We start from the raw sequence: 23598 nt of genomic DNA on the forward strand, positions 1-23598 counted from the left end.
CGCCATCCCGACCTTTGCCTGAGTTTAGTGGTCAGCGCCCACCACGCAGCAAAATGAGCTAATCCCGCATCCGCAGCACAACCTTGCCCTTGGCGGTGCGGTTCTCCAGCGCCGCGATCGCCTCGCCGGCCCGCTCCAGCGGATAGACCTCCGGCTGCGGCGGCGGCACGGCGCCGGAGGCGAACAGGGGCTCGAGCTGTGACCACTGCCGGGTGAGATAACCCGGATGCCGCGCCGCCCACGCTCCCCAGCCGACCCCGACGGCGTCAATGTTGTTGAGCAGCAAGCGGTTCAGCTTCACGGTCGGGATGTCGCCGCCGGTGAAGCCGATCACCAGCAGACGGCCGCCGGGTGCCAGCGACCGCAGCGAGTCGGTGACCCGATCGCCGCCGACGGGGTCGACGACGATGTCCACGCCGCGCCCGCCGGTCAGGTCGCGCACCGCGTCCTTGAACCCGTCGGCCAGCACCACATCGGTGGCGCCGGCCGCCCGGGCGATGTCGGCCTTGTCCTGCGTGCTGACCACCGCGATGGTGCGCGCCGCCCCGAGTGCGGGCGCCAGCCGCAGCGCCGAGGTGCCGATGCCGCCGGCCGCGCCGTGCACCAGCACCGTCTCGCCGTCGCGCAGCCGACCCCGCTCGGCCAGTGCGAAATGCACGGTCAGGTCGTTGAACAGCAGCCCGGCGCCGGCCTCGAACGACACCGTGTCCGGCAGCTTGAACACCTGCTCGGCCGGCAACGCGATGACCTCGGCCATGCCGCCGGAAAGCATCGTCAGCGCCGCCACCCGGTCACCGGCCGCCACCGGCGCACCGGCGGGCGCGCTGCGCACCACGCCGGCGGCCTCGCCGCCCGGGACGAACGGCGGGTCGGGTTTGTGCTGGTAGAGGCCCCGGGTCAGCAGGGCGTCGGGAAACGCCACCCCGGCTGCATGGACGTCGACGACGACGGCACCGTCGCCGCCGGGCTCGTCGAGCTCGACCACCTGCACCGCCTCCGGCCCGTCGAGCCGGGAAATTTGTACCGCGCGCATCGCCACCTCTTTCCGTCAAGACGAACCTAGTCTGGTAGTCACGCGAGAGGGCCACTGCCATGGACCCGTTCTTCGACGTGGTGATCATCGGTGCCGGGATCTCGGGAATCGGCGCCGCCTATCGGATCCGGGAGCGCAACCCACAGCTGCGCTTCGCGATCCTGGAACGACGGGAGCAGCTCGGCGGCACCTGGGACCTGTTCCGCTATCCGGGTGTGCGCTCCGACAGCGACATCTACACCCTGTGCTTCCCGTGGGAGCCGTGGACGCGGCCGGAGATGATCGTCGACGGCACCCACATCTGGCAGTATCTGGCCGACACCGCACGCAAGCACCACATCGCCGAGCACATCCGTTTCAACACCCATGTCCGCTCGGCCGACTGGGATTCGAGCACCGACACCTGGACGATCCGCGCCGACCAGGACGGCCACGAGCAGACCTACCGCTGCCGGTTCGTGTTCTTCGGCACCGGCTACTACGACTACGACAACCCCTACCAGCCGGCCTTCCCCGGCATCGAGGATTTCACCGGCGAGGTGGTCCATCCGCAACACTGGCCCGAGACCCTCGACTGCGCCGGCAAGCGGTGCGTGGTAATCGGAAGTGGCGCAACGGCAGTCAGCCTGATTCCGACCCTGGCCGAAAAAGCCGAGCATGTGACGATGTTGCAGCGCACGCCGTCGTACATGATTACCGCGCCGAAGGTGGAGCAGACGGCAGTTCTCACCCGAAAGCTGTTGCCGCTGAACGTGGCTCACTGGATTGTCCGGTGGCGCAATGCGCTCATCGGTGTCCTGCTGTGGGAGGTGTCGCGGCGAGCGCCGGAATTCACGAAAGGGCTGCTGCGGCGCATCGCCGAACGCAATCTGCCCCAGGGCTTTGACATCGACACCCACTTCACCCCGCCCTACGACCCGTGGGATCAGCGGATGTGCTTCCTCGTCGAGGCGGACCTGTACAAGCTGATCAGCGACGGCCGGGTGGAGGTCGTCACCGACCACGTCGACCACGTGGATGCCAGCGGCATCGTCTGCAAGTCGGGCCGGCACCTGGACGCCGACGTCATCATCACCGCGACAGGGCTGCAATTGCAGGCGCTGGGCGGAATCACAGTCAGCCTCGACGGCGAAAAGATCAACCCGCATGATCGATTCGTCTACAAGCGCCACATGCTCGACGACGTCCCCAACATGGCCTGGTGTGTCGGCTACACCAATGCGTCATGGACACTGGGCGCCGACCTGACCGCGCAATCATTCGCAAAGTTGTTGGAGTACATGAGAATTCACGGCTACACACACGCCTACCCGCATCTGGGCGACACCGACATGCCCGAGCAGCCGACGCTGAATCTGCAGGCCGGTTACGTGTTGCGCGCCCTGGATGTGCTGCCGAAGTCGGGCACCCGACGCCCGTGGGTGGTCAGCCACCACTTCCTGCGTGACGTGATCGACCATCGGTTGCGGCCCATTGACGAGCAGATGGTGTTCGGCGCGGTGGACGCCGACCGCCGACAGACCGCGTAGGCGCCGGGTTTTGGTGTCCGGAAGCCGCCGGCCCACTGGGTAGACTTGGTGGTGCGGCGTGCCGGCCGCACTGGGAGGGGAGCGGCGATGAGTTCTCGACAACCGCGCCGTTCGCCTGCGCCGATACCCGTCGAATTACCGCCGAGCCGTGAAGTTTTGGTCAGGGCACCCGACGGCACTCGTCTGCACACCGAGGTGTTCGGTCCCGAAGACGGCTATCCGATAGTGCTTTCGCACGGGATCACCTGCGCCATCCGGGTGTGGGCTTACCAGATCGCCGAATTGGCCGGCGACTACCGGGTGATCGCGTTCGACCACCGCGGCCACGGCCGCAGCGGCATGCCGCCGCGCAGACAATACAGCCTGCATCACCTGGCCTCCGACGTCGACGCGGTGCTCGAGGCAACCCTCGCGCCGGGCGAACGCGCGGTGATCGCCGGGCACTCGATGGGCGGTATTGCGATCGCCGCCTGGTCAGAGCGGTACCGCCACAAGGTGTCCCAGCGTGCCGACGCCGTCGCCCTGGTCAACACCACCACCGGTGACCTGCTGCGCGAGGTTCGGTTCCTGCCGGTGCCCGCGCCGTTCGCTGCGGTCCGGGTGCTGGGTGGGCGTGCACTGGTCAGCATCTTCGGTTCGTTCACGGTGCCGCCCGCGGTGCGGCGCGCCAGCCGCGAGATGGTCTCGTTGCTGGCTGTCGGTGCCGATGCGGACCCCGATGTCGGAGCATTGATCTACGAGCTTTTCGACGCGACGTCCCCGGCCGTGCGGGGTGGTTGCGCCAAGGCGCTGGTCGACTCGCTGGGCTCGCGGCACATCAGCCTGTCCGGTTTGACGGTCCCGACGCTGGTGATCGGCAGCGAACGCGACCGGCTGACACCGCTGAGCCAGTCGCGCCGGATTGCCGCGGCCGCACCAAATCTCGTCGGGCTGGTGGTGCTGCCCGGTGGGCACTGCGCGATGCTCGAACGACCCACCGAGGTCAACCGCGAGCTGCGGGCGCTCGCCGAATCAGTCTCGGGCGACAGGCGGATCAGTTCTTAACCGTCCGGCTACCTCCGCGGCGGCCCGCTGCCCGGAGCGCACCGCCCCGTCCAGGAAACCGGTCCACTCGTCGGCGGTCTCGGTGCCCGCCCAGTGAATCGGGCCCACCGGGCGGCGCAGCCATGGGCCATACCGAGTCCAGGATCCCGGCGGTACCGCAGCGGTAGGGCCGCCCGGTGCGAATTGCTCTGTACCCCAACGATGGTCGACGTAGTCGAGCGGTTTGAGCGCCTCCTCGCCGAACAGCGAGGCGAAGCAGTCCAGCGCGCGCTTCCGGCGCTGATCGGCGGGCAGCTCGTCGAAGCTGCGGGCGTCGACGAATCCGAGCAGGATGCCCGGCCCGTCGGGCTGCGGGCTGACGTCGAACGTGATGAACACGGGTCCCTCATCCGAAAGCGCCTGTCCAGAGAACCCGTTGGCCCGCCAGAACGGCGTCGGATAGGCCGCGTACGCCTTGGACAGTCGGCCCTGCGGCCAGCAGGTGGCGAGCCGCTGGTATTCGGCGGGCAGCGGGGGAGTGAACTCGATGCTCGCCCGATGTTCGGGCGGGATCGCCACGATGGCGAAACGGGCGTCGGCGCGGCCCTTTTCGCAGCCGACCGTCACACCGCCGTCGTGGCGGTCGATGCGGCGCACGGCGGCGTCCAGCACCACCCGGTCGCCGAGCTCGGCCGCCATACCGTCGGCGATCTGCTGAGTTCCGGCGGCGAAACGATCTTGCTGCGCACCGTTTTCCACGTCGAGCAGCCGATCCAGACCGCCGGCGGCATGCACGTAGCGGGCGGCGTGCAGCATCGACACGTCGTCGGGTTCGCACCCCCACGTCACCCGCGCCATGATGGCGAGCAGATCGCGTGCGGTTGTCCCGGTGTGCACCGAGCGCAGCCATGCCCCCAGCGACTGGCCGTCGAGGCGTTCCGCATGTCGCGCGGTCCACGGCTCGGTCAGCGGAACCCGGCGGGCGATACGCTCGAATTGCCAACGCACCCTGCCGATGTCGAGCAGGCCGCCCAGCGACAGTCGCGGGATGGTGCCGGAGTAGTGGCGGACCATGCCGCGCCACCGGATCAGGTTGGCGCCGTCGTGGTAGGTGGGGACGGTGTCGATGCCGAGCTCGGCGGCCAGCGCCAGCACGGCGTCCTGCGTCGGCCCGACGAAGGTGCCTCCCATGTCGACCGGGATGCCGGCGACATGGCCGGTGTGTGAACGTCCACCGACCCGGTCACGCCCCTCGAGCACCAGCACGTCGTGTCCGCGGCGCTTCAACTCGCGGGCGGCGGTGAGTCCGGCGAACCCGGCTCCCACCACCACGACGTCGGCGGTCCAGTCGGCGTCGGGCATGGGTCCTAGGGTGCCACGGATAACCAGTCTTTGAAGCCGGACGGGTCGTGGCGGCCCAGCGCGCCGTGCTCGTAGAGCCCCCAACCCTCGACCGGCTCGGCGTCACCGTCGCGGCAGATCGCCCTGCCCACATGGTCGATCACGCCGAAGCCGGAGCGCGCGACGATCGCCGGGTCGGTCATGTCATAGGTCAGCCGCTCGGTGAACTTCTCGCCCTTCCACATGCCGTGTAGCCAGTCCGAGTCGCCGCCGTAGCCGCCGCCGACATGGATCGGCACCGGCAGTTTCGACTCCACCTCGAAGTGCACCGGCGTGCCGTCGGGCCGGCTGGCCTCTATCGTCGCCCCGGTCGGGATCCGGGTGCCCGACCGGTAGCGGGTGCTCACTCGCGGCCAGCCGAGTTGTTCGACGCGGCCGTCGCGCCAGATCCGGGTGCAGTCGTTGAGCGAACGGAATCCGTCGGGCGCCTCCTGGATGATCATCACGACGGCGAAGTCATCGAACGCCATCGGCACATACAGCCACCACATTCCCTCGAACGGCGGATCCGCCGGCCGCCCCGCCGGTTCCGGTTCGCCGATCGGCCGGATGCCCCACGACCGGTCCCGGCTGCCGATCCAGGTGGCGGGGTCGACGGGGATCTCCTCGCCGTCCACCACGATCCGCCCGCTCCAGCTGCCCAGCTGGGCGAACCGCTGCGCGTCCAGCGTCACACGGTTGCCGGAGCGCATCAGGTGCGGCTGCTCCTGCACGACGTCGAACAGACCTTCCCAGGCCAGGTCGACGGCGATGCCCTCGGTTTCTTCGAGGATTACCCGCAGCTTGCGCAGCGGCTCGCCGACCTCGATCCGGTAGCCGCCGACGTGCTGGTTGAGCCGGTCCTGGTCGATGGCATCCGAGAGGTGCACCGCGGTTTGGGTGTCACCGCGGCGGATCAGCACGAACGCGTCCTTGACCCCGAGGTTGGGGTAGTAGCCGATGCCAGTGATCAGGAAGATGTCACCGGTGCGGTCGTGGGCGTTGAGGTACGAGCGGTCGTAGAAGTTGCGGTCCGACGATCCCGGCCAGGCGATCGGCTGCGGAATCTGGTGTACTGGGAATTCATCGAGTGGTCCGAGCATTACCCTTCTCCTATAAGTCTTTTCATCAATGCGGCGTGGTAAAACAGTGATTCGACGTCATCGGGCCTTTCGACCTCGCCGAAGTGCACCCGTCGCGCGCCGGTGCGCATGAACACACACGCCCACATCACGCCGGAGTACACGTAAAACCAGTGCAGGTCACCGACTTCCACTCCGGTGAGCCCCTGGTAGGTGTCGCGGACGTCGTCCTCGCGCATCACTTCCGGCAGCCCTGGCAGGCCCGCCAGCCCGGCGAGTTCCTGGAAAACCATGTGCGCGAAGATCATCCAGGCCACGTCGAGTTCGCGCGGGCCCAGCGTCACCATTTCCCAGTCCAGCACCGCCACCGGCTTGAAGTCGCGGTAGAGCACGTTGCCTACCCGGGCGTCGCCCCAGCACAGCACCGGCTCGCTCGCCTCGTGAGGCCAATGGGCTTCCAGCCAGTCGAAGGTGCGTTCCAGCAGCGGCGAGCGGCCGATGTCGGGCACTGCGAAGTCGTACCAGGACCGCACCCAGTCGAAGTGCCGGCGCAGCGCGGTGCCGGCTCCTTCGGATAAGAACCCAAAAGTCTTCTCCGGGTTGGGGATCGAATGCAGCTGCGCCAACACCTCGACGGTGGCGTCCTGCAGTTCGCGTTGCCGCTCCGCGGGCGCGTCGGCAAACCAGTTGCCGCCGAACGTATACGGCATCACGTCGGGCGGCACCACGCCCTCGACGTAATCCATCAGGAAGAACGGCTTGCCGAGCACGTCGCCGGTGGTTTCGATCCAGCGCACCCGCGGAACGGGGACGTCGGTGAGTTCGCCGACCAGTCGCATCACCTCGAATTGATGGTCGAGCCGGTACGACGGGAATACCGGCACGTCCTCGGTGGTAGGCGCGACCCGCGCCACCCAGCGCTGCTCGACCGGCGTGTCGTGCTCGTCCCAGCAGCCGGTCAGGATGATCGTCTCCGACGACATGCCGGTGGCGTCGACGCCGCTTTCGACGGTGACTTGTGGGATCGCGGGCAGCACGGTGGCGAGCCACTGCGCCATCACGGCTGGCACTGTGCTGACGTCACGGCTGGACCGTTGGAGTCTGCCGACGTCTTCGACGGCTGGTTGGTTGGCCACGAGCGCCTCCGGCAATTACGATACGATGGGTAGCGTTATGAAAGCAGACCAGTCCACGGTTGACAAGGCCCCGGCCGCCGGGCGGCCGCGGGATCCGCGTATCGACGCTGCCATATTGGCGGCGACCGCGGAACTGCTTGTGCAAATCGGATATTCGAACCTCACCTTGGCCGCGGTCGCCGAGCGAGCAGGGACGACCAAAACGGCGCTATACCGGCGCTGGTCGAGCAAGGCCGAGCTGGTCCACGAGGCGGCGTTTCCGGTGGCGCCCACCGCTCTGACGGGTCCCGCCGGCGACATCGCCGCCGACGTGCGGGCCATGATCGCCGCCGCCCGCGACGTGTTCACCAGCCCGGTGGTGCGCGCCGCGCTGCCCGGGCTGGTCGCCGACATGACCGCCGACTCCGAGCTCAACACCAGGGTGGTGTCGCGGTTCGCGGACCTGTTCACCGCGGTGCGGCTACGGCTCCGAGAGGCGGTCGAGCGCGGGGAGGTCCATCCCGACGTGGACCCGGATCGGCTGGTCGAATTGATCGGCGGCGCGACGCTGTTGCGGCTGCTGTTGCGTCCGGATGAAGAGCTCGGCGAGGCGTGGGTGGATCAGACCGCGGCGATCCTGGTGCACGGGGTGACGCGGTGATCGCAAGCGCGGCGCAGCCGGGCGCAGCGGGTCACCGCCAGGAGCAGCGGTGACCGGTCGACTTGACGGGCGGGCCGCGATCGTCACCGGCGCCAGCCGTGGCCTGGGCCGCGCTATCGCGCTGGCGCTGGCTGCCGAGGGTGCCGCGGTGGCTGTCGTCGGGCGTACCGAGCAGGTGTGGGATCAGCGACTGCCCGGCACCATCGGCGAGACCGTCGCCGACATCGAAGCGGCCGGCGGCCGGGCCGTCGCGGTGCGCGCCGACCTGCTCGAGGCCGAGGACATCACCCGGCTGGTTGACGAGGCGCGAGAAGCGTTGGGCCCCATCACGATTCTGGTCAACAACGCCGCGTTCACCGCGCCGGGCCGCCCGCCGCGCGACGGCGCTGCGGCCAAGCCCAAGGCCAAGACCGCCGCCAAACCGGGCTGGCCGCCGCTGCTCGGCACGCCCTTGGGCGCGTATCGGCGGCACTTCGAGATCTCGGTGTTCGCCGCATACGAACTCATCCAACTGGTGTGCCCCGACATGATCGATGCGGGTTACGGGTCGATCATCAACGTCACCTCGATCGCCTCCCGGTTACCCGGCGACGGGCCGTACGCCGACCGCAGCGGCGGCGTGCTGCCCGGCTACGGCGGATCCAAGGCCGCGCTGGAGCACCTGACCTGGTGTGCGGCATACGACTTGCAGGACCGCAACATCGCGGTCAACGCGCTGTCGCCGTCCAAACCGATTCTGACGCCCGGACTTTCGTACTACGCCCGCGAGTTCGACGAGGTGGCGACGGCCGAGGAGTTCGCGCGGGCGGCGGTTGAGTTGGCTTTGGTGGACGCGGGCGCCGTCACGGGGCGCACGATCGGGCATCTGCAGGTCCTCGACGGCAGCTTCAAGTCGGCCTGACCGTTTGTCGGACCCTGGCGCAATACTTCTGTCGTTGGTCCACATCGTTAAGCGAAGGGACGGCGAGACATGGCCAATGTTGTGAATTATTTCGAGGTCGGTACTCCCGACGCCGACGCCACGCGCGGTTTCTATGGCGGGTTGTTCGGCTGGGACATCGGTGACTCCGGCGACTACCGGATGATCGACGGCGACAAGGGTGGGGTGTGGGACAGCTCGAAGACCGGCGGCGGGTCATGGGCGATCTTCTATGTCCAGGTCGACGACGTGCAGGCCACCGTCGACAAGGCGTCGGAGCTCGGCGCGAAGGTGGTGGTGCCGTTGACCGACAACGGCCCACTCGAGTTCGCCCATCTGCAAGACCCGCAGGGCAACCGATTCGGGGTGTGGCGGCCTAAGGGGTAGGCGGCTCAGCTCGGCTTGGCAGCGGTGACCGCGTTGATGATCACCGCATACAGGCGATGCCAGCGCGGGGAACAAAACCCGGCCCGCAGCAGGAGACGGGTGGCGCGGCGCCTCGTGCGTGCCTTGCCTCGGCGGCTTGTGACGAGCGTCGGCGCCAGCAATCGCGAGAATTGGTCGACGAGCACCAAGTGGCCACCGGGACGTAGCACCCGGGCGCATTCGGTCAGCCCTGCTTGCTGATCGGACCAATGGTCGAATGACGTCGTGCTCACCACCAGGTCGAACGACTCGTCGGGGTAGTCGAGGTTTTCGGCCCGCCACCTGCGCCAGATGCGCCGGCGCTATCTGTCGCGGCGAAACGCCCTACTCAGGGCGCTGGGTAGCTACCTCCCGCAGGTGACCCTGCTCGGCGCGGCCGCGGGTGTGCATCTCACGGTTCAGTTTCCCGCCGGTTACCCGGTCGAGGAACTGGTGCGTCGGGCCGCCGGACTACGGGTCAGGGTCGAACCGCTCACGCCGTTCTACGCCGACCGAGCGGCGGCCCCGCCGGGTCTGATACTCGGCTATGCGAATCTCGCCGAGTCCGAGATCGTCACGGGGATTGCGAAGCTGGGCGCCGTAGCGCGGTTAGACGCTGGCACGCCCGACCGCCTGGATTGCCTCGGCGATCGCGTCCGCGAGTGAATCGACCTCGGCGGCAACGAGATCCGAGATGGTCAGGCGAATTCCGGGTGGTTTGCCGACCCTGAATCGGCTGCCGGGCGCGGCGGCCCACCCTGCGCCGAGCAGCCGGGTGATCACCACCGTCTCGTCCGGCACCGGAATCCAGACGTTGAGCCCGGACCGCCCGTGCGACGCCACGCCACGATCGGCCAGCGCCGACTGCAGCAGCGTCCGGTTGCGGCTGTAGGTGGCTTCGGCCTTGCGCACCAGACGCGTTGCCGCCGAGTCCCGCCACATGTTCACAGCGAGGTCCTGCAGCAGGTAGCTGACCCAGCCCGGCCCGAGCCGCAGCCGACCGTGCACGCGTTCGACGGTGCGACGATCGCCGGCGAGCACTGCCAGCCGCAGATCGGGGCCGTACGCCTTGGATGCCGACCGCACGAATGCCCAATGGGGTGTCGAACCGGCCAGCGTGTGCAGCGGCACGCCGGCGATACCGGCGCAGTGGTCGTCCTCGACCAGCAGCAGGTCTTCGTCTCGGATCAGGTGACGCAACTCCTCGGCGCGCTCGGCGGAAACCGCGGCGCCGGTGGGATTTTGGGCCCGGGTGGTCACCACGAGCGCACTGACACCGCGACGCAGCGCGCGAGCCACGTCGGCAACCACCGGCCCGTCGTCGTCGACCCGGACCGGCTCGACCAAAAAACCCAGGGCCGCAATCAGATCCAGCAGATTGGCCCAGCCGGGATCCTCGACCGCCACGCGATCGCCCGGCCGCAGGTTGGCCACGAGTACCCGCTCGATGCCGTCGAGGGCCCCGGCGGTTGCCGCGAGATGCTCAGCCGGAACGCCGTCGGCGGTCAGCGTTGCTCGGGTGTGCTCGGTCAGCTCGGGCGACATGGCGGGCTCGCCGTACAGCAGCGGGGCGCGGCGCGAACTGAACCGGCGTGCGGCGATCGGCAACAAAGCCGGATCGGGGTTGCCGGTGGAAAGGTCGCGCACACCGTCGGGGACGGCCAGCCCGCGGAGGGATCGCGGCGTGGTCGCCGGACGTTCGCGCACTCTTGTGCCGCGGCGGCCCGCGGTCTCGACGGCTCCGCGATGGCGCAGCAGCCGGTATGCCGCGGCGACGGTATTGGCGTTGACGCCGAGGTCGGCGGCGAGCTGCCGGATCGGCGGCAGTTCGGCCCCCGGCGCCAGCGCGCCGGTGGAGATGGCTTCCTCGACGCTGGTCGCTATTGCCTCGGCACCCGTTCCAGTAATGGTGTATCGTACTGGCACATAAATCAGTATGTACTATTACAAAAGTCTGAGGCAACCAGGTGCATTACCCCGCGACCCCACGCAGCACGCCCTCCCGCTACCGCGAACGTGCCTGCTAAGACCGTGAAACGGTCCACCGCATCCTCGACGAAGCCCTAATCTGTCATGTCGGCTACCTCAACGCGGGTCGGCCGGTGGTATTGCCGACGACGCACGCGCGGCTGGGGGAGATCTTGTACCTGCACGGGTCCACGGGCAGCAGCCCGATGCTCGCCGCGTCGCCGTCGGGTCTTCCGGTGTGTGTCACGGTCACCCTGGTCGACGGGCTGGTGCTGGCGCGCGCGGCGCTGCACCATTCGCTGATGTACCGGTCGGTCGTCGTGCACGGCACCGCACGCCTTGTCGATGACCGGCAAGAGAAACTGCGAGCCTTGGATGCCCTGCTCGATCACGTCGCACCCGGCCGCGCCGCCGATTGCAGACCCCCCAACGCGCGGGAGCTCGCCGCAACCGCCGTCCTGGCGGTCGACCTCGTCGAAGTCTCTGCCAAGGTTCGCGGCGGCGGGCCCGTCGACGACGACGAGGACATCGCGCTGCCGCATTGGGCCGGAGTCGTGCCGCTGACCCTGACCGGCGGCGATGCGGTGCCGGTCGACGATCTCGACCCGGCTGTCGGGCTGCCGCCCTATCTGGTGTCTTATCGGAGAGGATGACAAGCGTGGAAGATTCCCGGGTGGTGAGCGCCAGCCGCGACATAGCGGCTCCCGCAGCGCGCATCTTCGAGCTGATTGCCGACCCCTCCCAACAACCGCGCTGGGACGGCAACGACAATCTGGCCGAAGCCGTTGCAGCACAGCGTGTTCGACGTGTCGGGGATGTCTTCAAGATGAAACTCACGCTCGGCACCGTCCGCGAAAACCACGTCGTCGAGTTCGATGAAGGCCGTCGCATCGCCTGGCGGCCATCCGAACCGGGCCGGCGACCACCCGGGCACCTGTGGCGTTGGGAGCTCGAACCCCTCGACGACACCCACACCCGGGTCACTCACACCTACGACTGGTCGCGATTGACCGACAAGAACCGCCTGCCGCGCGCTCGTCGCACCACGCCCGAGCGGCTGCTGGCATCACTGGACCGGCTCGCGGAGCTCGCCGAATCGGTGCGCTAGCGGCGCGGGAGCCCGTCATGTCAGGATGAGGCAAGCCCCTGCCGCAACAGCGGCAGGTAACCGGTCGATTGGTGTGCCAATGCCCGGGGTCGACAAGGCGACGGGCCGCGTGGTCGCGGTGATCGTGCTCCTGGTCGTCGTTGCTGCGTCCTTGCGCGGATATCTGCCCGGCGTCGAGCAGCAGTCACAGCGGGAGCCGCCGCGCAATTCGGCGTCGCTGCCGTACGTGGTGGCGCTGCTGGGGGTGTCGCTGGCGATCGTCGGCGCATCCCTCATCGTCCGGTTGCGCGATCCACGCAGGCCCGCCCCCAGCGCCGGCGGTCTGCCCGACCGGTTCAGTCGCGGAAAGGGCCGCCCAGGCTGGCGGGTTTTACTGATCGGCGCCGCAGTGCTCGTCGTGTGGCTGCTGATCGTATGGCTGCTGGCGCGGTTCATCGGGCCGCACGGGATTCGCGCCGGTGAGCTGCCTGGCGCAGTGGAAACGGCGACTCCGACGCCTCGCCCCAACGCCCCGCCGCCACCCGAGCCGCGCAATGACAGCGGCGACAGCGACGTGTTGGGTTACCTGGCCGTGAGCACGGTGATTTTCACGCTGCTGCTTGTAGCGGGAGCCGTCGCCGCCGTGCGCGGACGGCGCCATGCCAAGCCGCGCATGCTCGTTGCCGAACCGTTCGAAGCGCCCACGCCGACGGCGACATCTGAATCACTCGCGCGCGCAGCAGAAGTCGGCCTGGCCGAGATCGGTGATCTCAGCCGCGAACCGCGCGAGGCGATCATCGCGTGCTATGCGGCGATGGAGCGCGAACTGGCCCATGTTCCGGAAGCAGTTCCGCAGGATTCCGACACGCCGACGGAGGTGCTGACCCGGGCCGTCGAACACCATGCGCTGCACGCCGATAACGCCGCGCGGCTGGTGAATCTGTTCGAAGAGGCGCGGTTCAGTCCACATGTGATGAACGAAAGCCATCGCGAAACTGCCGTAGGCGTGCTGCAACTCGTACTCGCTGAATTGCGGAGCGCGGTATGAAGCGGCTGGTGATCTTGAGTGTTTTCGGCGTCATCGGCGTCGAGTTGGCCGCGCTGTCGGTGCACGATCGCCGGTTCGTGCTGTGGATCTCGGGTGGGGCGGTGGCGTTCGCCTTGCTCAACATCCGCCGATTCCTGGCCCACGACATCGAGGCGGCGCCGGATACGGCTGCCGACGCACTGGGGAAGCCGTTGCGTGACTGGCTTTCCCGCACCGAGACGTTGATCCGCTGGTCGGACTCCACCCGCGCCGATTGGGACCGCCACCTGCGGCCGATATTGGCGCGGCGGTTCGAAATAACCACGGGGCAAAAGCAATCCAAGGATCCGGAAGCTTTTCACGCCACCGGTCGCATGCTCTTCGGCCCGCAACTGTGGTCCTTGATCGATCCCAACAACGTCGCGCAATCCGGTGGGCACGAACCGGGGCCGGGCCGGGCGGCACTCGAGGAAATACTGCAACGGTTGGAGCAGGTATGACGATGCCGGCTGAGGTCACCACGGCTCGCTGCGAGGCAGTGCTCGACGAGATCGAGCGTGTGGTGGTCGGAAAGCGTTCCGCGCTCACGCTGATCCTCACCACGGTGCTCGCGCGGGGTCACGTGCTCATCGAGGACCTGCCCGGCCTCGGCAAGACGCTGATCGCCCGGTCCTTCGCCGCCGCGCTTGGTCTCGATTTCACCCGCGTGCAGTTCACGCCCGATCTGCTGCCGGCCGACCTGCTCGGCTCGACCGTCTACGACATGCAGTCCGGACGCTTCGAGTTCCGCGCCGGACCGATCTTCACCAACCTGCTGCTCGCCGACGAGATCAACCGCACACCACCCAAGACCCAGGCGGCATTGCTCGAGGCGATGGCCGAAGGACAGGTCAGCATCGACGGTGAAACCCACCGGCTGCCAACGCCGTTCATCGTCTTGGCCACCGACAACCCGATCGAGTACGAAGGCACCTATCCATTGCCGGAGGCGCAGCTGGATCGCTTCGCGGTTCGGCTGGAACTGCGCTACCTCTCCGAGCGCGACGAGACGTCGATGTTGCGCCGCCGGCTGGACCGCGGATCAACCGAGCCGACGGTGAACCAGGTCGTCGACGCCCATGACCTGCTGGCCATGCGCGAATCGGTGGAACAGGTCAGCGTGCACGAGGACGTCCTGCACTATGTGGTGTCGTTGGCGAACGCGACCCGGCATCACCCCCAGGTTGCGGTCGGAGCCAGCCCCCGTGCGGAGCTCGATCTGGTGCAACTGGCCCGCGCCCGTGCGCTGCTGCTTGGCCGCGACTACGTGATTCCCGAGGATGTCAAGGCGCTCGCGGTTCCGGCTGTGGCGCACCGGATCACGCTTCGCCCCGAGATGTGGGTGCGACGAATCCTGGGCTCGGACATCATCGAAGAACTGCTGCGCCGCCTGCCGGTTCCGCGGGCCCGGCCGTGACCCGATCGCACGAAGTCCAGTTGCGTTGGCGCGCTTCGCGGCTGACGCGGGCACTGGCTACAGGTGCGGGGGTGGCGCTGGCCGTCGCGCTGATCGGGTCGCGCTGGCAGCTGCTGGCGTTCGCGGCGCCGCTGCTCGGCGTGCTGAGTTCGATCGGATGGCAGCGGCCGCTGCCGAAGGTTCGGGTGCAGGCCGAGCTCAGTTCGCAGCGATGCTTCGAAACTGAGCAGACACAGGTGGACGTGTCGGCGGCGACGGAAAGCCCCGGCGTGGCAGTGGATCTGCGCGTGGCGGTCGTGGAGGGCATGCGTTTGAAGGTGCTTGATCGCAGCTCCCGCCAACGAGAGACGGTGGCCGCGACGGCCGACCGCTGGGGTCGCTACCCGATCCGGGCCACCGTCGACGTCGTCGCGCACGGTGGGTTGGTGGCGGGAACGGCGACCGCGGATGCCGCACACGTCACCGTGTTTCCGCTGGCGCCACCGCAATCGACGCCGATTCCGCAGACCGAGCTGCTGGATCGCATCGGCACCCATCTCACCCGGCACATCGGCAGCGGCGTCGAATACGCCGACATCCGCGCATACGTGCCCGGCGACCAACTGCGCACGGTCAACTGGGCGGTGAGCGCGCGCCGCGGCCGCCTGCACGTCACCCAGCGGTTGACCGATCGAGCCGCCGACGTGGTGGTGCTCGTCGACACCTATCCGCAACCGCCGGGCCCCGCAACCGACGCCACCGAGCGCATTGTGCGCGGCGCCGCTCAGGTTGTGCAGACGGCGCTGCGCAACGGCGACCGGGCCGGCATCGTGGCACTGGGCGGCCGCCAGCCGCGCTGGCTGGGTGCCGACATCGGCCAGCGGCAGTTCTATCGCGTGCTCGACACCGTGCTCGGCTCCGGCGACGAATACGAATCCACCACAGGCACTCTCGCTCCCCGCGCCGCGGTTCCGCCGGGTTCGATCATCGTTGCATTCTCCACGCTGCTCGACACCGAGTTCGCGCTGGCGCTGATCGACTTGCGCAAACGCGGCCACCTGGTGGTGGCGGTCGACGTCCTGCAGGGCTCGCCGCTCGGCGACCATCAGGATCCGCTGATCGGCCGGCTGTGGGCGTTGCAGCGGTCGGCGATGTATCGCGACATGGCCACTATCGGTGTCGACGTGGTGCCTTGGCAGCCTGACCGCACGCTGGACCAGTCGATGCACGCGGTGCCCGATCGGCGCCGGCCGGTGACGGGACGCCGATGACGGTCCGCATCCTCTCGATCGCCTGCGGCTTGTTGATGGTGGCCGCCGTCGGTGTCGGGACGGACGACCAGGCATTGATCGCCGCGATGTTGGCCGCGGCAGCGGTGTTGGGCGGAGCGGTGTTTCGGCCCGCGGCGACCCTGGCGGTGCTTCTGACGGTCGCGGTCATCGTCCTGACCAATCCCGCGCCCTCCATCGCGGCGGTGTCGGGCCTCGCCGCAGCCGGATATCTGGTGCTTCGGCATACCGCCGACACCGTCGTTGGTCTCGACGGCGTCAGCGCTGCCAGCATCGTTGGGGCCGTGGGGTTTACGCTCGCCGGTTTGGTCGCCACCGCGTTCCCGCTGGAATTGCCGTGGTTGCCGCTGGCCGCGCCGCTGGCCATCTTGGCGATCTACGTGGTGGCCATCCGCCCGTTCACGAGCGATCGGGCGGGGGCGGATCGGGGTCGCCGCGCAGAAGCTCCTCCGGATGGTGGGCGTGGTTGATTTCGGGCGGGCCGGTGCCGTCGGTCCAGCCGAGGCGGCCGTTCTCCGTGACGACAGTGTGCATATCGCCGCGGCTGGTTACGCCATGGTCACCGCCGCAGGCGAAGTGCAGCTTGTCGGCGTCGGTGCGGCCGCCGCGAGCCCAGTCCGGTGAATGGTGAACCTCGCAGCGATAGCCGGGAACCAGGCAGTTGGGGCGCGTGCAGCCGCGGTCACGCGCGTAGCAGATCAGTCGCTGGTCGGCGGTCGCGACGCGTCTCTGCCGGCCCAGATACAGCGGCCGCTTGATGTGGTCGTCGAACACCGCCAGGTAGTGAATCGCATTGGCGGCCATGCGGATCAGGTCGCGCATCGGCAGCCGGGAGCCGCCGCCGGTTCGCGCGGGCGCCGGCATCGGGATCGACGGATCGTGGAATGCATGCGCGGCGCGGTCCAGTTCGCCCAGCGTGGTGGTGATGACCACGGTGACGGGATGGCCGCGATGCAGACCGAGCCCGCCGGAAGCGATGGCGGTTCGCAGCGCGAGCTTGAATGCGTCGTGGCAGCGCTGGGCCGGAGTGCGATCGTCGCGCGCTTCGGGGTCGCTGCCCTCGGGTTGGTGACGGCCGGGCCGCACGGCCGCTTCGATCGCCTCGAAATAGGCGCGCGCCTCCGGGTCGAGCATTCCCGATAGCCGCGACATCCCGTCGGGTCCCTGCGAGCCGAGATGCAACCCACGGCGCCGAGCACGATCCTCGTCGGTGAAGTTGCCATCCGGATTGAGATGGTCCGCGATGACCTCGCCGATCTTGGCGACGATCCCGGCATCGGATTTCGACGCCTCCCGGACCAGCCTGCGCTCGGCCTTGGCCACGTCTGTGGGGGCTACCGAGGCGGGCAGCACGTCGACCGCCCGGCACACCGCGCGAATGTGGTCTTCACCGACTGCGCCGGCCTCGACTGCGGCGGCCAACTCGGGTAGCTCCGGCGGCACCGGCGGCCCGGTCAACGACCGGCGCGGCCGAATTCGGGCCGCGAGTTTGAAGCGGCGGGTGATCTCGTTCGGCGTGATGCGCAGCCGCTTCCACAGCGTCGCGCGCACTTGTGCGGTGGACTCGCACTCGTCGGGCGGGTCGGCGATCTGGCCGAAATACCGGTACATCAGCCCGCGGTTGGTGCGCTCCTGGGTCTCCAACCGCTCCGCGACGTCGACGCGAAAGGCGTTGCCCACCACGTGCGACGACGTTTCACGCAGCTCCTCATGGGCAGCGTCGATCGCATCAAGAGCGGCGCTGATGCGCTCCCGTGCCTCCTCCGCTGAACCCATAACGGCGACGCTATGAAGGCACGCTGACAAGCAAGCCATCCGCGAAGACCCCCACGGCAGACCTGTAGATGAAAACCCAACTGTGGAGAAATCAGCCGCGGATTTGCCGGCGATTGCGTTCGCTGATCTCGGCGTAGCGGGCACCGAGATCTGTGGTGTCCGACAGCGCAGCGGAGATCGCCTGTTCCGCTGCCAGCGCCGGATCGGTCACCGGGACAGCCCCAGAAACGTAAATGTCTTTGAGCCCGGCCATGATTGGCGCCGCCACTTCGGCGATCTGGCCGGCCAAATCGACGGCACGCGCCAGCAGCCGCTCGTGCGCGACGACCTCGGTCACCAGCCCGATCTGCAACGCGCGCGCCCCGTCGATCACCTCGCCGGTCATCGACAGTCGGCGCGCCATCGCCGTGCCGACCAACTGCGGCAGCCGTGCCGTCATCCCGCCGCCGGGCAAGATGCCCACCCGCGCGTGGGTGTCGGCGAACACCGCGCGCTCCGAGGCGATCAGGAAATCGCAACCCAACGCCATCTCCAGCCCGCCGGTGAACACCGGGCCGTTGATCGCGCCCACGACCGGCTTGCGCATCTCGGCCACCCGGGTGATGCAGTTGTGCGTCTGGTAGCGCTCGAAATACGCCGACCCCTCACGTTGCGCCTGTTTCAAATCGACCCCGGCGCAAAACGCCGGATCAACCCCGGTAAGGACCAACGCCCGCACCGACGAATCGGCATCGGCCTCGTTCAATGCCACGAATAACGCTTCAATCAGCTTACTGTTCAACGCGTTTCGCGCCTCGGGGCGGTTCAGGGTGAGCACCCGCACCGCGCCGACGTCGTCGCGAAGAACGGTCATCTCACCAATTGGGCTGCCTGCTCGGCCAGATCGAGCAGCGGCTGCGGAACGACACCGAGCAAGATGGTGACCGCCGCGCACACCGCGATCGCCGCCTTGCTCCAGAAGCTCGGCATGACGACGTGCAGCTCCTCGACCGGCGGCTCGGTGAAGAACATCAGCACGATCACCCGCACATAGAAGTAGGCGGCCACACCGCTGGCAATCACACCGATGATCACCAACGGCACCGCACCGCCCTGCGCCGCCGCCTTGAACACCGCGAACTTGCTGACGAACCCACTCGTCAACGGAATACCGGCGAAAGCCAACAGGAACATCGAAAACAACAGGCCCACCACGGGATAACGCCGCCCCAGGCCGCCCCACCGGGACATCGACGCGTTCTCCTCGCCGTTGGTACCGCGGACCAGTCCGACGACCGCAAACGCACCGATTGTGCTGAAGCTGTAGGCCACCAGGTAGAACATCGTCGACGAGACACCGGCCGGAATGTCGGCGATCACGCCGGTGAGGATGAACCCGACGTGCGCCACCGACGAGTAGGCCAGCATGCGCTTGACGTCGTTCTGGTTGATCGCGGTGACGGTGCCGACCACCATGGTCAGGATCGAAATCGCCCACAGCACAGGGCGCCACTGGTCGTGCAGCGGCGGCAGCGCGACGTAGACGACACGCAGCAGCGCACCGAACGCCGCCACCTTGGTGGCCGCCGCCATGAATCCGGTGATGGGCGTCGGCGCGCCCTGATACACATCCGGAATCCAGGAATGGAACGGGACGGCGCCCACCTTGAACAACAGACCCACCGCCAACAGCGCCACCCCGACCAGCGCAAGAGAGTCGTCGGGGTGCTTTGCCAGCGTGTCGGCAATACCCGGCAGGTTCAGCGTGCCGGTCGCGCCGTAGAGGAGCGCCACGCCGTAGAGGAAGAACGCCGACGAGAACGCGCCCAGCAGAAAGTATTTCAGCCCCGCCTCCTGCGACACCAGCCGGCGGTGGCGGGCCAGCCCGCAGAGCAGGTACAGCGGAAGTGACAAAACCTCCAGCGCGACGAACATCGTCAACAAGTCGTTGGCGGCGGGGAACACCAGCATGCCGCCGACGGCCAGCATCGTCAGCGGGAAGACCTCGGTCTGGGTGGCCCCGGCCTGGGCCGCGTGCCGCTCGCCCACACTGTCGGGCACCGCCGACGCCTGCGGGGTGAACGAATCCAGCCCGGCCGCAACGGCTGTGGCCGCACCGGGCCCGACGGGCACGGTGTCTGCGCTGCGACGTTCGGCGATGAAGATGACGGCCATCACCGAGACAAGCAAGATCGTCCCCTGCAACAACAGGGTCGGGCCGTCGATGGCCAGCGCGCGCAGCACCGCGGTCTCACCCGACGGCGGGGTCCGGCGGGCCACCGCGATCACTGCGACGAATGCGGCCACCAGCCCGGCGAGCGCCAGCACCACCTGTGTGCCGTAGCGGAAGCGCCGCGGCACGAACGCTTCGGCCAGCACGCCGGCCACCGCGACCCCGAACACGATCAGCATTGGGGAAAGCAGGACGTACTCGACGTTGGGGGTGGGCATGCTCATCGGTGCGGCCCTTCGACTTTCACGGCAACCGTCGGCACCGTCGGCGCGGGATCGTGCTGGCCGATCGTGGTCATGGTGTGGCCGACCGCCGGATTGATGATGTCCAGCACGGGTTTCGGATACAAGCCGAGCAGCACCAGCAGGACGATCAGGGGCGCGACGACGACGACCTCGCGCGGAACCAAGTCGCGGATCTTTTCGTTGCCGTCGCGTACGGGCCCGGTCATCACCCGCTGGTAGAGCCACAGCATGTACACCGACGACAGCACCAGCGCGGTGGAACCGAATGCGGCAGCCACCCAGTAGCGGTTGAAAGTGCCGATCAGGACCAGGAATTCGCTGATGAACGGCGCCAGCCCGGGCAGCGACAGCGTGGCCATGGCCGCTACCAGGAACGTCCCGGCCAGCACCGGGGCCACCTTCTGCACGCCGCCGAAGGCGCTGATCGACCGGGTGCCGCGACGGGAAATCAGGAACCCCGCGATCAGGAACACCGCGGCGGTGGACAGGCCGTGGTTGACCATGTACAGCGTCGAGCCGCTCTGCCCCTGGCTGGTCATCACGAAGATGCCCAGGATGATGAAGCCGAAGTGCGAGATCGACGTGTAGGCGATCAGCCGCATGATGTCGGTCTGGCCGATCGCCACCACCGCGCCGTAGACCACGCCGATGACCGACAGCACGACGATCAGCGGACGGAAATACGTTGATGCGTCCGGGAACAACTGCAGGCAGTAGCGCAGCATGCCGAATGTGCCGACCTTGTCCATCACCGCCATCATCAACACGGCGGTCGCCGGGGTGGACTCGACCGCGGCGTCGGGCAGCCAGCGGTGGAACGGCCACAGCGGCGCCTTGATCGCGAACGCGAACATGAAACCGAGGAACAGCGCCTTGAGCACGGCGGGATCGACACCCAGCGAACCCGACGACACGGCTGAGACAATCGAACGGAAGTCGAACGTACCCGAACCGTGCTGGGCAGTCACCACATACAGCCCGATCACCGCGGCCAGCATGATCAGCCCGCCGAACAGGTTGTACAGCAAGAACTTCACCGCGGCCCGCGACCGATGCGCTCCTTCGCCGAAGCCGCCGATCATGAAGTACATCGGGATGAGCATCGCCTCGAAGAACACGTAGAACAGCAGCACGTCCAGCGACACCAGCGAGATCAGCACCATCGACTCGACGGTCAGCGTCAAAGCGACGTAGCCATGCGGACCGCGGCTGCGCTCGCCGCCATCGTTCCAGCCGGCCAGCATCAGCAGCGGTACCAGCCCGGTCGTCAGCAACACCAGCACCACCGCGATGCCGTCCACACCGAGCGTGTATCCGGCGCCGAACGCCGGTATCCACGAGTGAGATTCGGTGAACTGGTAAACCGCCCCGGTGGTGTCGAATCCTGCGGTGATCACGATCGACACCGCCAGCACCGCGACGGCGACAACCAGCCCGAACCATTTGGCGAATTGGCGCCACCCGGGCGGCATGACGATCACCAGCACGGCGCCGGCCAGTGGCAGCAGCCACAGCAGCGAAAGCCACGGGAAGCTCACCACAGTCGCACCGCCAGGATCGCGGCGGCGACCAGTGCCGCGCCCACGAACATCGACAATGCATAGGAGCGGGCGAACCCGGTTTGCAACCCGCGCAATCGATCCGAGGTGCGACTGACCAGTGCGGCCAGCGCGTTGACCGAGCCGTCCACGCCACGGTTGTCGATCTCGACCAGCGCGTCGGTCAGTTGCGCACCGGGGCGCATGAACACCTCCTCGTTGAAGGCATCACCGTAGAGATCTCGTCGTGCCGCGACGGTCAACACCGAGCCGGCCGGCGCGGTCTCGGGCACCGCGCGCCGCCCGTACATCAGGTACGCGACGACGACGCCGACGCCGACGACGGCGAGGACCGCGACGCTGGTCACCCACGCCGGGGCGGCGTGAGCGGCTTCATGAATGCCGACCACCGGTTCCAGCCAGTGCTGCAGGGTGCCGCCGATTGCCAGCAGGCCGCCGGAGAACACCGAGCCGACGGCGAGCAGGATCATCGGCCAGATCATCACCCCCGGCGCCTCGTGTGGATGCGCCTCTGGCGCCCAACGCTTTTCGCCGAAGAACGTCATCAACATCACCCGGGTCATGTAGAAGGCCGTGATCCCGGCGCCCAGGACCGCCGCCGCGCCCAGCACGGCGCCGCGGAGGCCGCCGTAGCCCAGCGCGGCCTCGATGATCGCGTCCTTGGAGAAGAACCCGGCGAACGGAAACACCCCGATGATCGCCAGATAGCCCAGGCCGAAGGTGACGAACGTGACCGGCAGGACGGTGCGCAGCGCGCCGTAGCGGCGCATGTCCTGCTCGTCGTCCATGGCGTGGATCACCGCACCGGATCCGAGGAACAGCCCGGCCTTGAAGAACCCGTGGGTGAGCAGGTGCATGATCGCGAACGCGTAGCCGGCCGGGCCGAGGCCGGCGGCCAGCACCATGTAGCCGATCTGGCTGATCGTCGAGGCCGCGAGCGCGCGCTTGATGTCGTCCTTGGCGCAGCCGATGATCGCCCCGAACAGCAGCGTGACCGCGCCGACGATCACCACCGCGAGTTGCGCGTCGGGCGCCAGGTTGAACACCGGATTGGAACGCACGATCAAATACACACCGGCGGTCACCATCGTGGCGGCGTGGATCAGCGCCGACACCGGCGTCGGGCCCTCCATCGCGTCACCGAGCCAGGCCTGCAGCGGAACCTGGGCCGATTTGGCGCAGGCGCCCAACAACATCAGCAGCCCCATCGCGGCCAGCACCCCGCGGCTGGCGCCCGGTGCGGCGGCGAACACCCCGGCGAACGACAGCGTGCCGAAATTGACGAACATCAAGAACATCGCCAGCGACAGCCCGACGTCGCCGACCCGGTTCATCACGAACGCTTTCTTGGCGGCGGTGGCCGCCGTCGGCCGCTGATACCAGAAACCGATCAGCAGATACGACGCCAGACCGACGCCTTCCCAGCCGACGTAGAGGCCCAGATAGTTGTCGGCAACCACCAGCAGCAGCATCGCCGCGAGAAACAGGTTCAGGTAGGCGAAAAACCGTCGGCGATCCGGGTCCTCGGCCATGTAGCCGATCGAGTAGATGTGGATCAACGATCCCACGCCGGTGATCAGCAACACGAAACAGATTGAGAGCTGGTCGATCTGCAGCCCGAAGTCGACCTGCAGCGCGCCGACCGGCACCCAGCTGAACAGGTTCTGGTGAATGAGCCGGTCGGTGCGGCCGACCATTTCGGCGAGCAGCACCAGGCCCACCGCGAATGCGGCCAGCGCGGCCGCGCAGCCCAGCAGATGGCCCCAGCGGTCGGTGCGCCGACCGCCCAGCAGCAAAATCAACGCGCCGGCCGCCGGCAAAGCCACGGGCAGCCAGGTGTATGCCGTCATGGT

At 68.0% G+C, this 23598-nt stretch carries 23 protein-coding genes and 1 pseudogene; 13 read left to right on the forward strand and 11 right to left on the reverse strand.

What is annotated here, in order from left to right; genetic code table 11:
- Positions 1-58 precede the first annotated feature (58 nt).
- The gene (locus AWC14_RS03300; protein WP_045379880.1) at positions 59-1033 is read right to left on the reverse strand and encodes an NADPH:quinone oxidoreductase family protein; all 975 of its coding nucleotides are present in this window, start codon (positions 1031-1033) and stop codon (positions 59-61) included.
- Between the two features lie 59 nt (positions 1034-1092).
- Here AWC14_RS03300 and AWC14_RS03305 point away from each other — a divergent pair, with 59 nt between their 5' ends.
- Together AWC14_RS03305 and AWC14_RS03310 are read left to right on the forward strand one after the other, a co-directional pair.
- The gene (locus AWC14_RS03305; protein ID WP_045379876.1) at positions 1093-2562 is read left to right on the forward strand and encodes a flavin-containing monooxygenase; all 1470 of its coding nucleotides are present in this window, start codon (positions 1093-1095) and stop codon (positions 2560-2562) included.
- A gap of 87 nt (positions 2563-2649) precedes the next feature.
- Positions 2650-3606, forward strand: a complete 957-nt coding sequence (locus AWC14_RS03310) for an alpha/beta fold hydrolase (RefSeq protein WP_045379873.1) — start codon at positions 2650-2652, stop codon at positions 3604-3606.
- Here the strand turns inward: AWC14_RS03310 and AWC14_RS03315 are convergent.
- From AWC14_RS03315 to AWC14_RS03325, 3 genes are read right to left on the reverse strand one after another with little or no spacing between them, the layout of a single operon-like run.
- Positions 3574-4947, reverse strand: a complete 1374-nt coding sequence (locus AWC14_RS03315) for a flavin monoamine oxidase family protein (protein ID WP_045379870.1) — start codon at positions 4945-4947, stop codon at positions 3574-3576. The two genes, AWC14_RS03310 and AWC14_RS03315, sit on opposite strands and share 33 nt — an antisense overlap.
- 5 nt (positions 4948-4952) lie before the next feature.
- Entirely contained in the window at positions 4953-6068 is a 1116-nt protein-coding gene (locus tag AWC14_RS03320) for an Rv3169 family protein (RefSeq protein ID WP_057003271.1), read from the reverse strand.
- Entirely contained in the window at positions 6068-7183 is a 1116-nt protein-coding gene (locus AWC14_RS03325; protein WP_045379866.1) for a phosphotransferase family protein, read from the reverse strand. Before AWC14_RS03325 ends, AWC14_RS03320 begins: the two co-directional genes overlap by 1 nt.
- Before the next feature lie 37 nt (positions 7184-7220).
- Here AWC14_RS03325 and AWC14_RS03330 point away from each other — a divergent pair, with 37 nt between their 5' ends.
- From AWC14_RS03330 to AWC14_RS03340, 3 genes are all read left to right on the forward strand, one after another.
- Positions 7221-7823, forward strand: a complete 603-nt coding sequence (locus AWC14_RS03330) for a TetR/AcrR family transcriptional regulator (protein WP_045379863.1) — start codon at positions 7221-7223, stop codon at positions 7821-7823.
- 49 nt (positions 7824-7872) lie between these two features.
- Positions 7873-8724, forward strand: a complete 852-nt coding sequence (locus AWC14_RS03335; RefSeq protein ID WP_045379860.1) for an SDR family NAD(P)-dependent oxidoreductase — start codon at positions 7873-7875, stop codon at positions 8722-8724.
- Between the two features lie 69 nt (positions 8725-8793).
- Positions 8794-9129: a VOC family protein gene (locus tag AWC14_RS03340; RefSeq protein ID WP_045379857.1), complete on the forward strand. Its 336-nt coding sequence runs from the start codon at positions 8794-8796 to the stop codon at positions 9127-9129.
- A 5-nt stretch (positions 9130-9134) separates the two neighbouring features.
- Here AWC14_RS03340 and AWC14_RS30060 read toward each other — a convergent pair whose 3' ends face one another.
- Positions 9135-9461 carry a methyltransferase domain-containing protein gene (locus AWC14_RS30060; RefSeq protein WP_081968173.1) on the reverse strand — a complete coding sequence of 109 codons (327 nt, stop codon included), beginning with the start codon at positions 9459-9461 and terminating at the stop codon, positions 9135-9137.
- Between AWC14_RS30060 and AWC14_RS03350 the strand changes: the two genes are divergently transcribed.
- The gene (locus AWC14_RS03350; protein WP_045379852.1) at positions 9460-9813 is read left to right on the forward strand and encodes an aminotransferase-like domain-containing protein; all 354 of its coding nucleotides are present in this window, start codon (positions 9460-9462) and stop codon (positions 9811-9813) included. The two genes, AWC14_RS30060 and AWC14_RS03350, sit on opposite strands and share 2 nt — an antisense overlap.
- Here the strand turns inward: AWC14_RS03350 and AWC14_RS03355 are convergent.
- Complete coding sequence (locus AWC14_RS03355) at positions 9757-11073, reverse strand: aminotransferase class I/II-fold pyridoxal phosphate-dependent enzyme (RefSeq protein WP_045379849.1); 1317 nt, start codon at positions 11071-11073, stop codon at positions 9757-9759. The genes AWC14_RS03350 and AWC14_RS03355 overlap by 57 nt on opposite strands.
- 41 nt (positions 11074-11114) lie before the next feature.
- Between AWC14_RS03355 and AWC14_RS03360 the strand changes: the two are divergent.
- From AWC14_RS03360 to AWC14_RS03390, 7 genes and pseudogenes are all read left to right on the forward strand, one after another.
- Positions 11115-11768 (forward strand): annotated as a pseudogene (locus AWC14_RS03360) (pyridoxamine 5'-phosphate oxidase family protein).
- A 5-nt stretch (positions 11769-11773) separates the two neighbouring features.
- Complete coding sequence (locus tag AWC14_RS03365) at positions 11774-12223, forward strand: SRPBCC family protein (protein WP_428838937.1); 450 nt, start codon at positions 11774-11776, stop codon at positions 12221-12223.
- A gap of 79 nt (positions 12224-12302) precedes the next feature.
- Positions 12303-13250: a DUF4129 domain-containing protein gene (locus tag AWC14_RS03370; RefSeq protein ID WP_057003270.1), complete on the forward strand. Its 948-nt coding sequence runs from the start codon at positions 12303-12305 to the stop codon at positions 13248-13250.
- Complete coding sequence (locus AWC14_RS03375; RefSeq protein ID WP_045379840.1) at positions 13247-13729, forward strand: hypothetical protein; 483 nt, start codon at positions 13247-13249, stop codon at positions 13727-13729. The genes AWC14_RS03370 and AWC14_RS03375 overlap by 4 nt, the downstream gene beginning before the upstream one ends.
- Positions 13726-14685, forward strand: a complete 960-nt coding sequence (locus AWC14_RS03380) for an AAA family ATPase (RefSeq protein WP_045379837.1) — start codon at positions 13726-13728, stop codon at positions 14683-14685. The genes AWC14_RS03375 and AWC14_RS03380 overlap by 4 nt, the downstream gene beginning before the upstream one ends.
- Positions 14682-15935, forward strand: coding sequence for a DUF58 domain-containing protein (locus AWC14_RS03385; RefSeq protein WP_045379833.1), 1254 nt, complete (start codon positions 14682-14684; stop codon positions 15933-15935). Before AWC14_RS03380 ends, AWC14_RS03385 begins: the two co-directional genes overlap by 4 nt.
- Complete coding sequence (locus AWC14_RS03390; protein WP_069601519.1) at positions 15932-16423, forward strand: hypothetical protein; 492 nt, start codon at positions 15932-15934, stop codon at positions 16421-16423. The genes AWC14_RS03385 and AWC14_RS03390 overlap by 4 nt, the downstream gene beginning before the upstream one ends.
- On the opposite strand, the gene AWC14_RS03395 is transcribed toward AWC14_RS03390, so the two are convergent.
- From AWC14_RS03395 to nuoL, 5 genes are all read right to left on the reverse strand, one after another.
- Positions 16353-17729, reverse strand: coding sequence for a 13E12 repeat family protein (locus AWC14_RS03395; protein WP_235215929.1), 1377 nt, complete (start codon positions 17727-17729; stop codon positions 16353-16355). The two genes, AWC14_RS03390 and AWC14_RS03395, sit on opposite strands and share 71 nt — an antisense overlap.
- Positions 17730-17820: 91 nt before the next feature.
- The gene (locus tag AWC14_RS03400; RefSeq protein WP_045379827.1) at positions 17821-18582 is read right to left on the reverse strand and encodes an enoyl-CoA hydratase; all 762 of its coding nucleotides are present in this window, start codon (positions 18580-18582) and stop codon (positions 17821-17823) included.
- On the reverse strand, positions 18579-20165 hold the full coding sequence (nuoN, locus tag AWC14_RS03405) for an NADH-quinone oxidoreductase subunit NuoN (protein ID WP_045379823.1): 1587 nt from the start codon (positions 20163-20165) through the stop codon (positions 18579-18581). Before nuoN ends, AWC14_RS03400 begins: the two co-directional genes overlap by 4 nt.
- Positions 20162-21727: an NADH-quinone oxidoreductase subunit M gene (locus AWC14_RS03410; RefSeq protein WP_045379821.1), complete on the reverse strand. Its 1566-nt coding sequence runs from the start codon at positions 21725-21727 to the stop codon at positions 20162-20164. Before AWC14_RS03410 ends, nuoN begins: the two co-directional genes overlap by 4 nt.
- A complete protein-coding gene (nuoL, locus tag AWC14_RS03415; protein ID WP_045379818.1) occupies positions 21721-23595 on the reverse strand; it encodes an NADH-quinone oxidoreductase subunit L in 1875 nt (624 codons plus the stop codon). Before nuoL ends, AWC14_RS03410 begins: the two co-directional genes overlap by 7 nt.
- Between the last annotated feature and the right edge of the window lie 3 nt (positions 23596-23598).

Source organism: Mycobacterium kyorinense (genome assembly GCF_002101735.1).
Classification (GTDB): Bacteria; Actinomycetota; Actinomycetes; order Mycobacteriales; family Mycobacteriaceae; genus Mycobacterium; species Mycobacterium kyorinense.

What these genes read in the sequence shown, in the direction of transcription:
- AWC14_RS03350 (WP_045379852.1), top strand. Translation starts at nt 9,460, where the DNA reads ATGCGCCGGCGCTATCTGTCGCGGCGAAACGCCCTACTCAGGGCGCTG.
- AWC14_RS03400 (WP_045379827.1), bottom strand. Translation starts at nt 18,582, where the DNA reads ATGACCGTTCTTCGCGACGACGTCGGCGCGGTGCGGGTGCTCACCCTG.
- AWC14_RS03375 (WP_045379840.1), top strand. Translation starts at nt 13,247, where the DNA reads ATGAAGCGGCTGGTGATCTTGAGTGTTTTCGGCGTCATCGGCGTCGAG.
- nuoL (WP_045379818.1), bottom strand. Translation starts at nt 23,595, where the DNA reads ATGACGGCATACACCTGGCTGCCCGTGGCTTTGCCGGCGGCCGGCGCG.
- AWC14_RS03330 (WP_045379863.1), top strand. Translation starts at nt 7,221, where the DNA reads ATGAAAGCAGACCAGTCCACGGTTGACAAGGCCCCGGCCGCCGGGCGG.
- AWC14_RS03315 (WP_045379870.1), bottom strand. Translation starts at nt 4,947, where the DNA reads ATGCCCGACGCCGACTGGACCGCCGACGTCGTGGTGGTGGGAGCCGGG.
- AWC14_RS03305 (WP_045379876.1), top strand. Translation starts at nt 1,093, where the DNA reads ATGGACCCGTTCTTCGACGTGGTGATCATCGGTGCCGGGATCTCGGGA.
- AWC14_RS03390 (WP_069601519.1), top strand. Translation starts at nt 15,932, where the DNA reads ATGACGGTCCGCATCCTCTCGATCGCCTGCGGCTTGTTGATGGTGGCC.
- AWC14_RS03340 (WP_045379857.1), top strand. Translation starts at nt 8,794, where the DNA reads ATGGCCAATGTTGTGAATTATTTCGAGGTCGGTACTCCCGACGCCGAC.
- AWC14_RS03370 (WP_057003270.1), top strand. Translation starts at nt 12,303, where the DNA reads ATGCCCGGGGTCGACAAGGCGACGGGCCGCGTGGTCGCGGTGATCGTG.
- nuoN (WP_045379823.1), bottom strand. Translation starts at nt 20,165, where the DNA reads ATGAGCATGCCCACCCCCAACGTCGAGTACGTCCTGCTTTCCCCAATG.
- AWC14_RS03320 (WP_057003271.1), bottom strand. Translation starts at nt 6,068, where the DNA reads ATGCTCGGACCACTCGATGAATTCCCAGTACACCAGATTCCGCAGCCG.
- AWC14_RS03380 (WP_045379837.1), top strand. Translation starts at nt 13,726, where the DNA reads ATGACGATGCCGGCTGAGGTCACCACGGCTCGCTGCGAGGCAGTGCTC.
- AWC14_RS03395 (WP_235215929.1), bottom strand. Translation starts at nt 17,729, where the DNA reads ATGGGTTCAGCGGAGGAGGCACGGGAGCGCATCAGCGCCGCTCTTGAT.
- AWC14_RS03300 (WP_045379880.1), bottom strand. Translation starts at nt 1,033, where the DNA reads ATGCGCGCGGTACAAATTTCCCGGCTCGACGGGCCGGAGGCGGTGCAG.
- AWC14_RS03310 (WP_045379873.1), top strand. Translation starts at nt 2,650, where the DNA reads ATGAGTTCTCGACAACCGCGCCGTTCGCCTGCGCCGATACCCGTCGAA.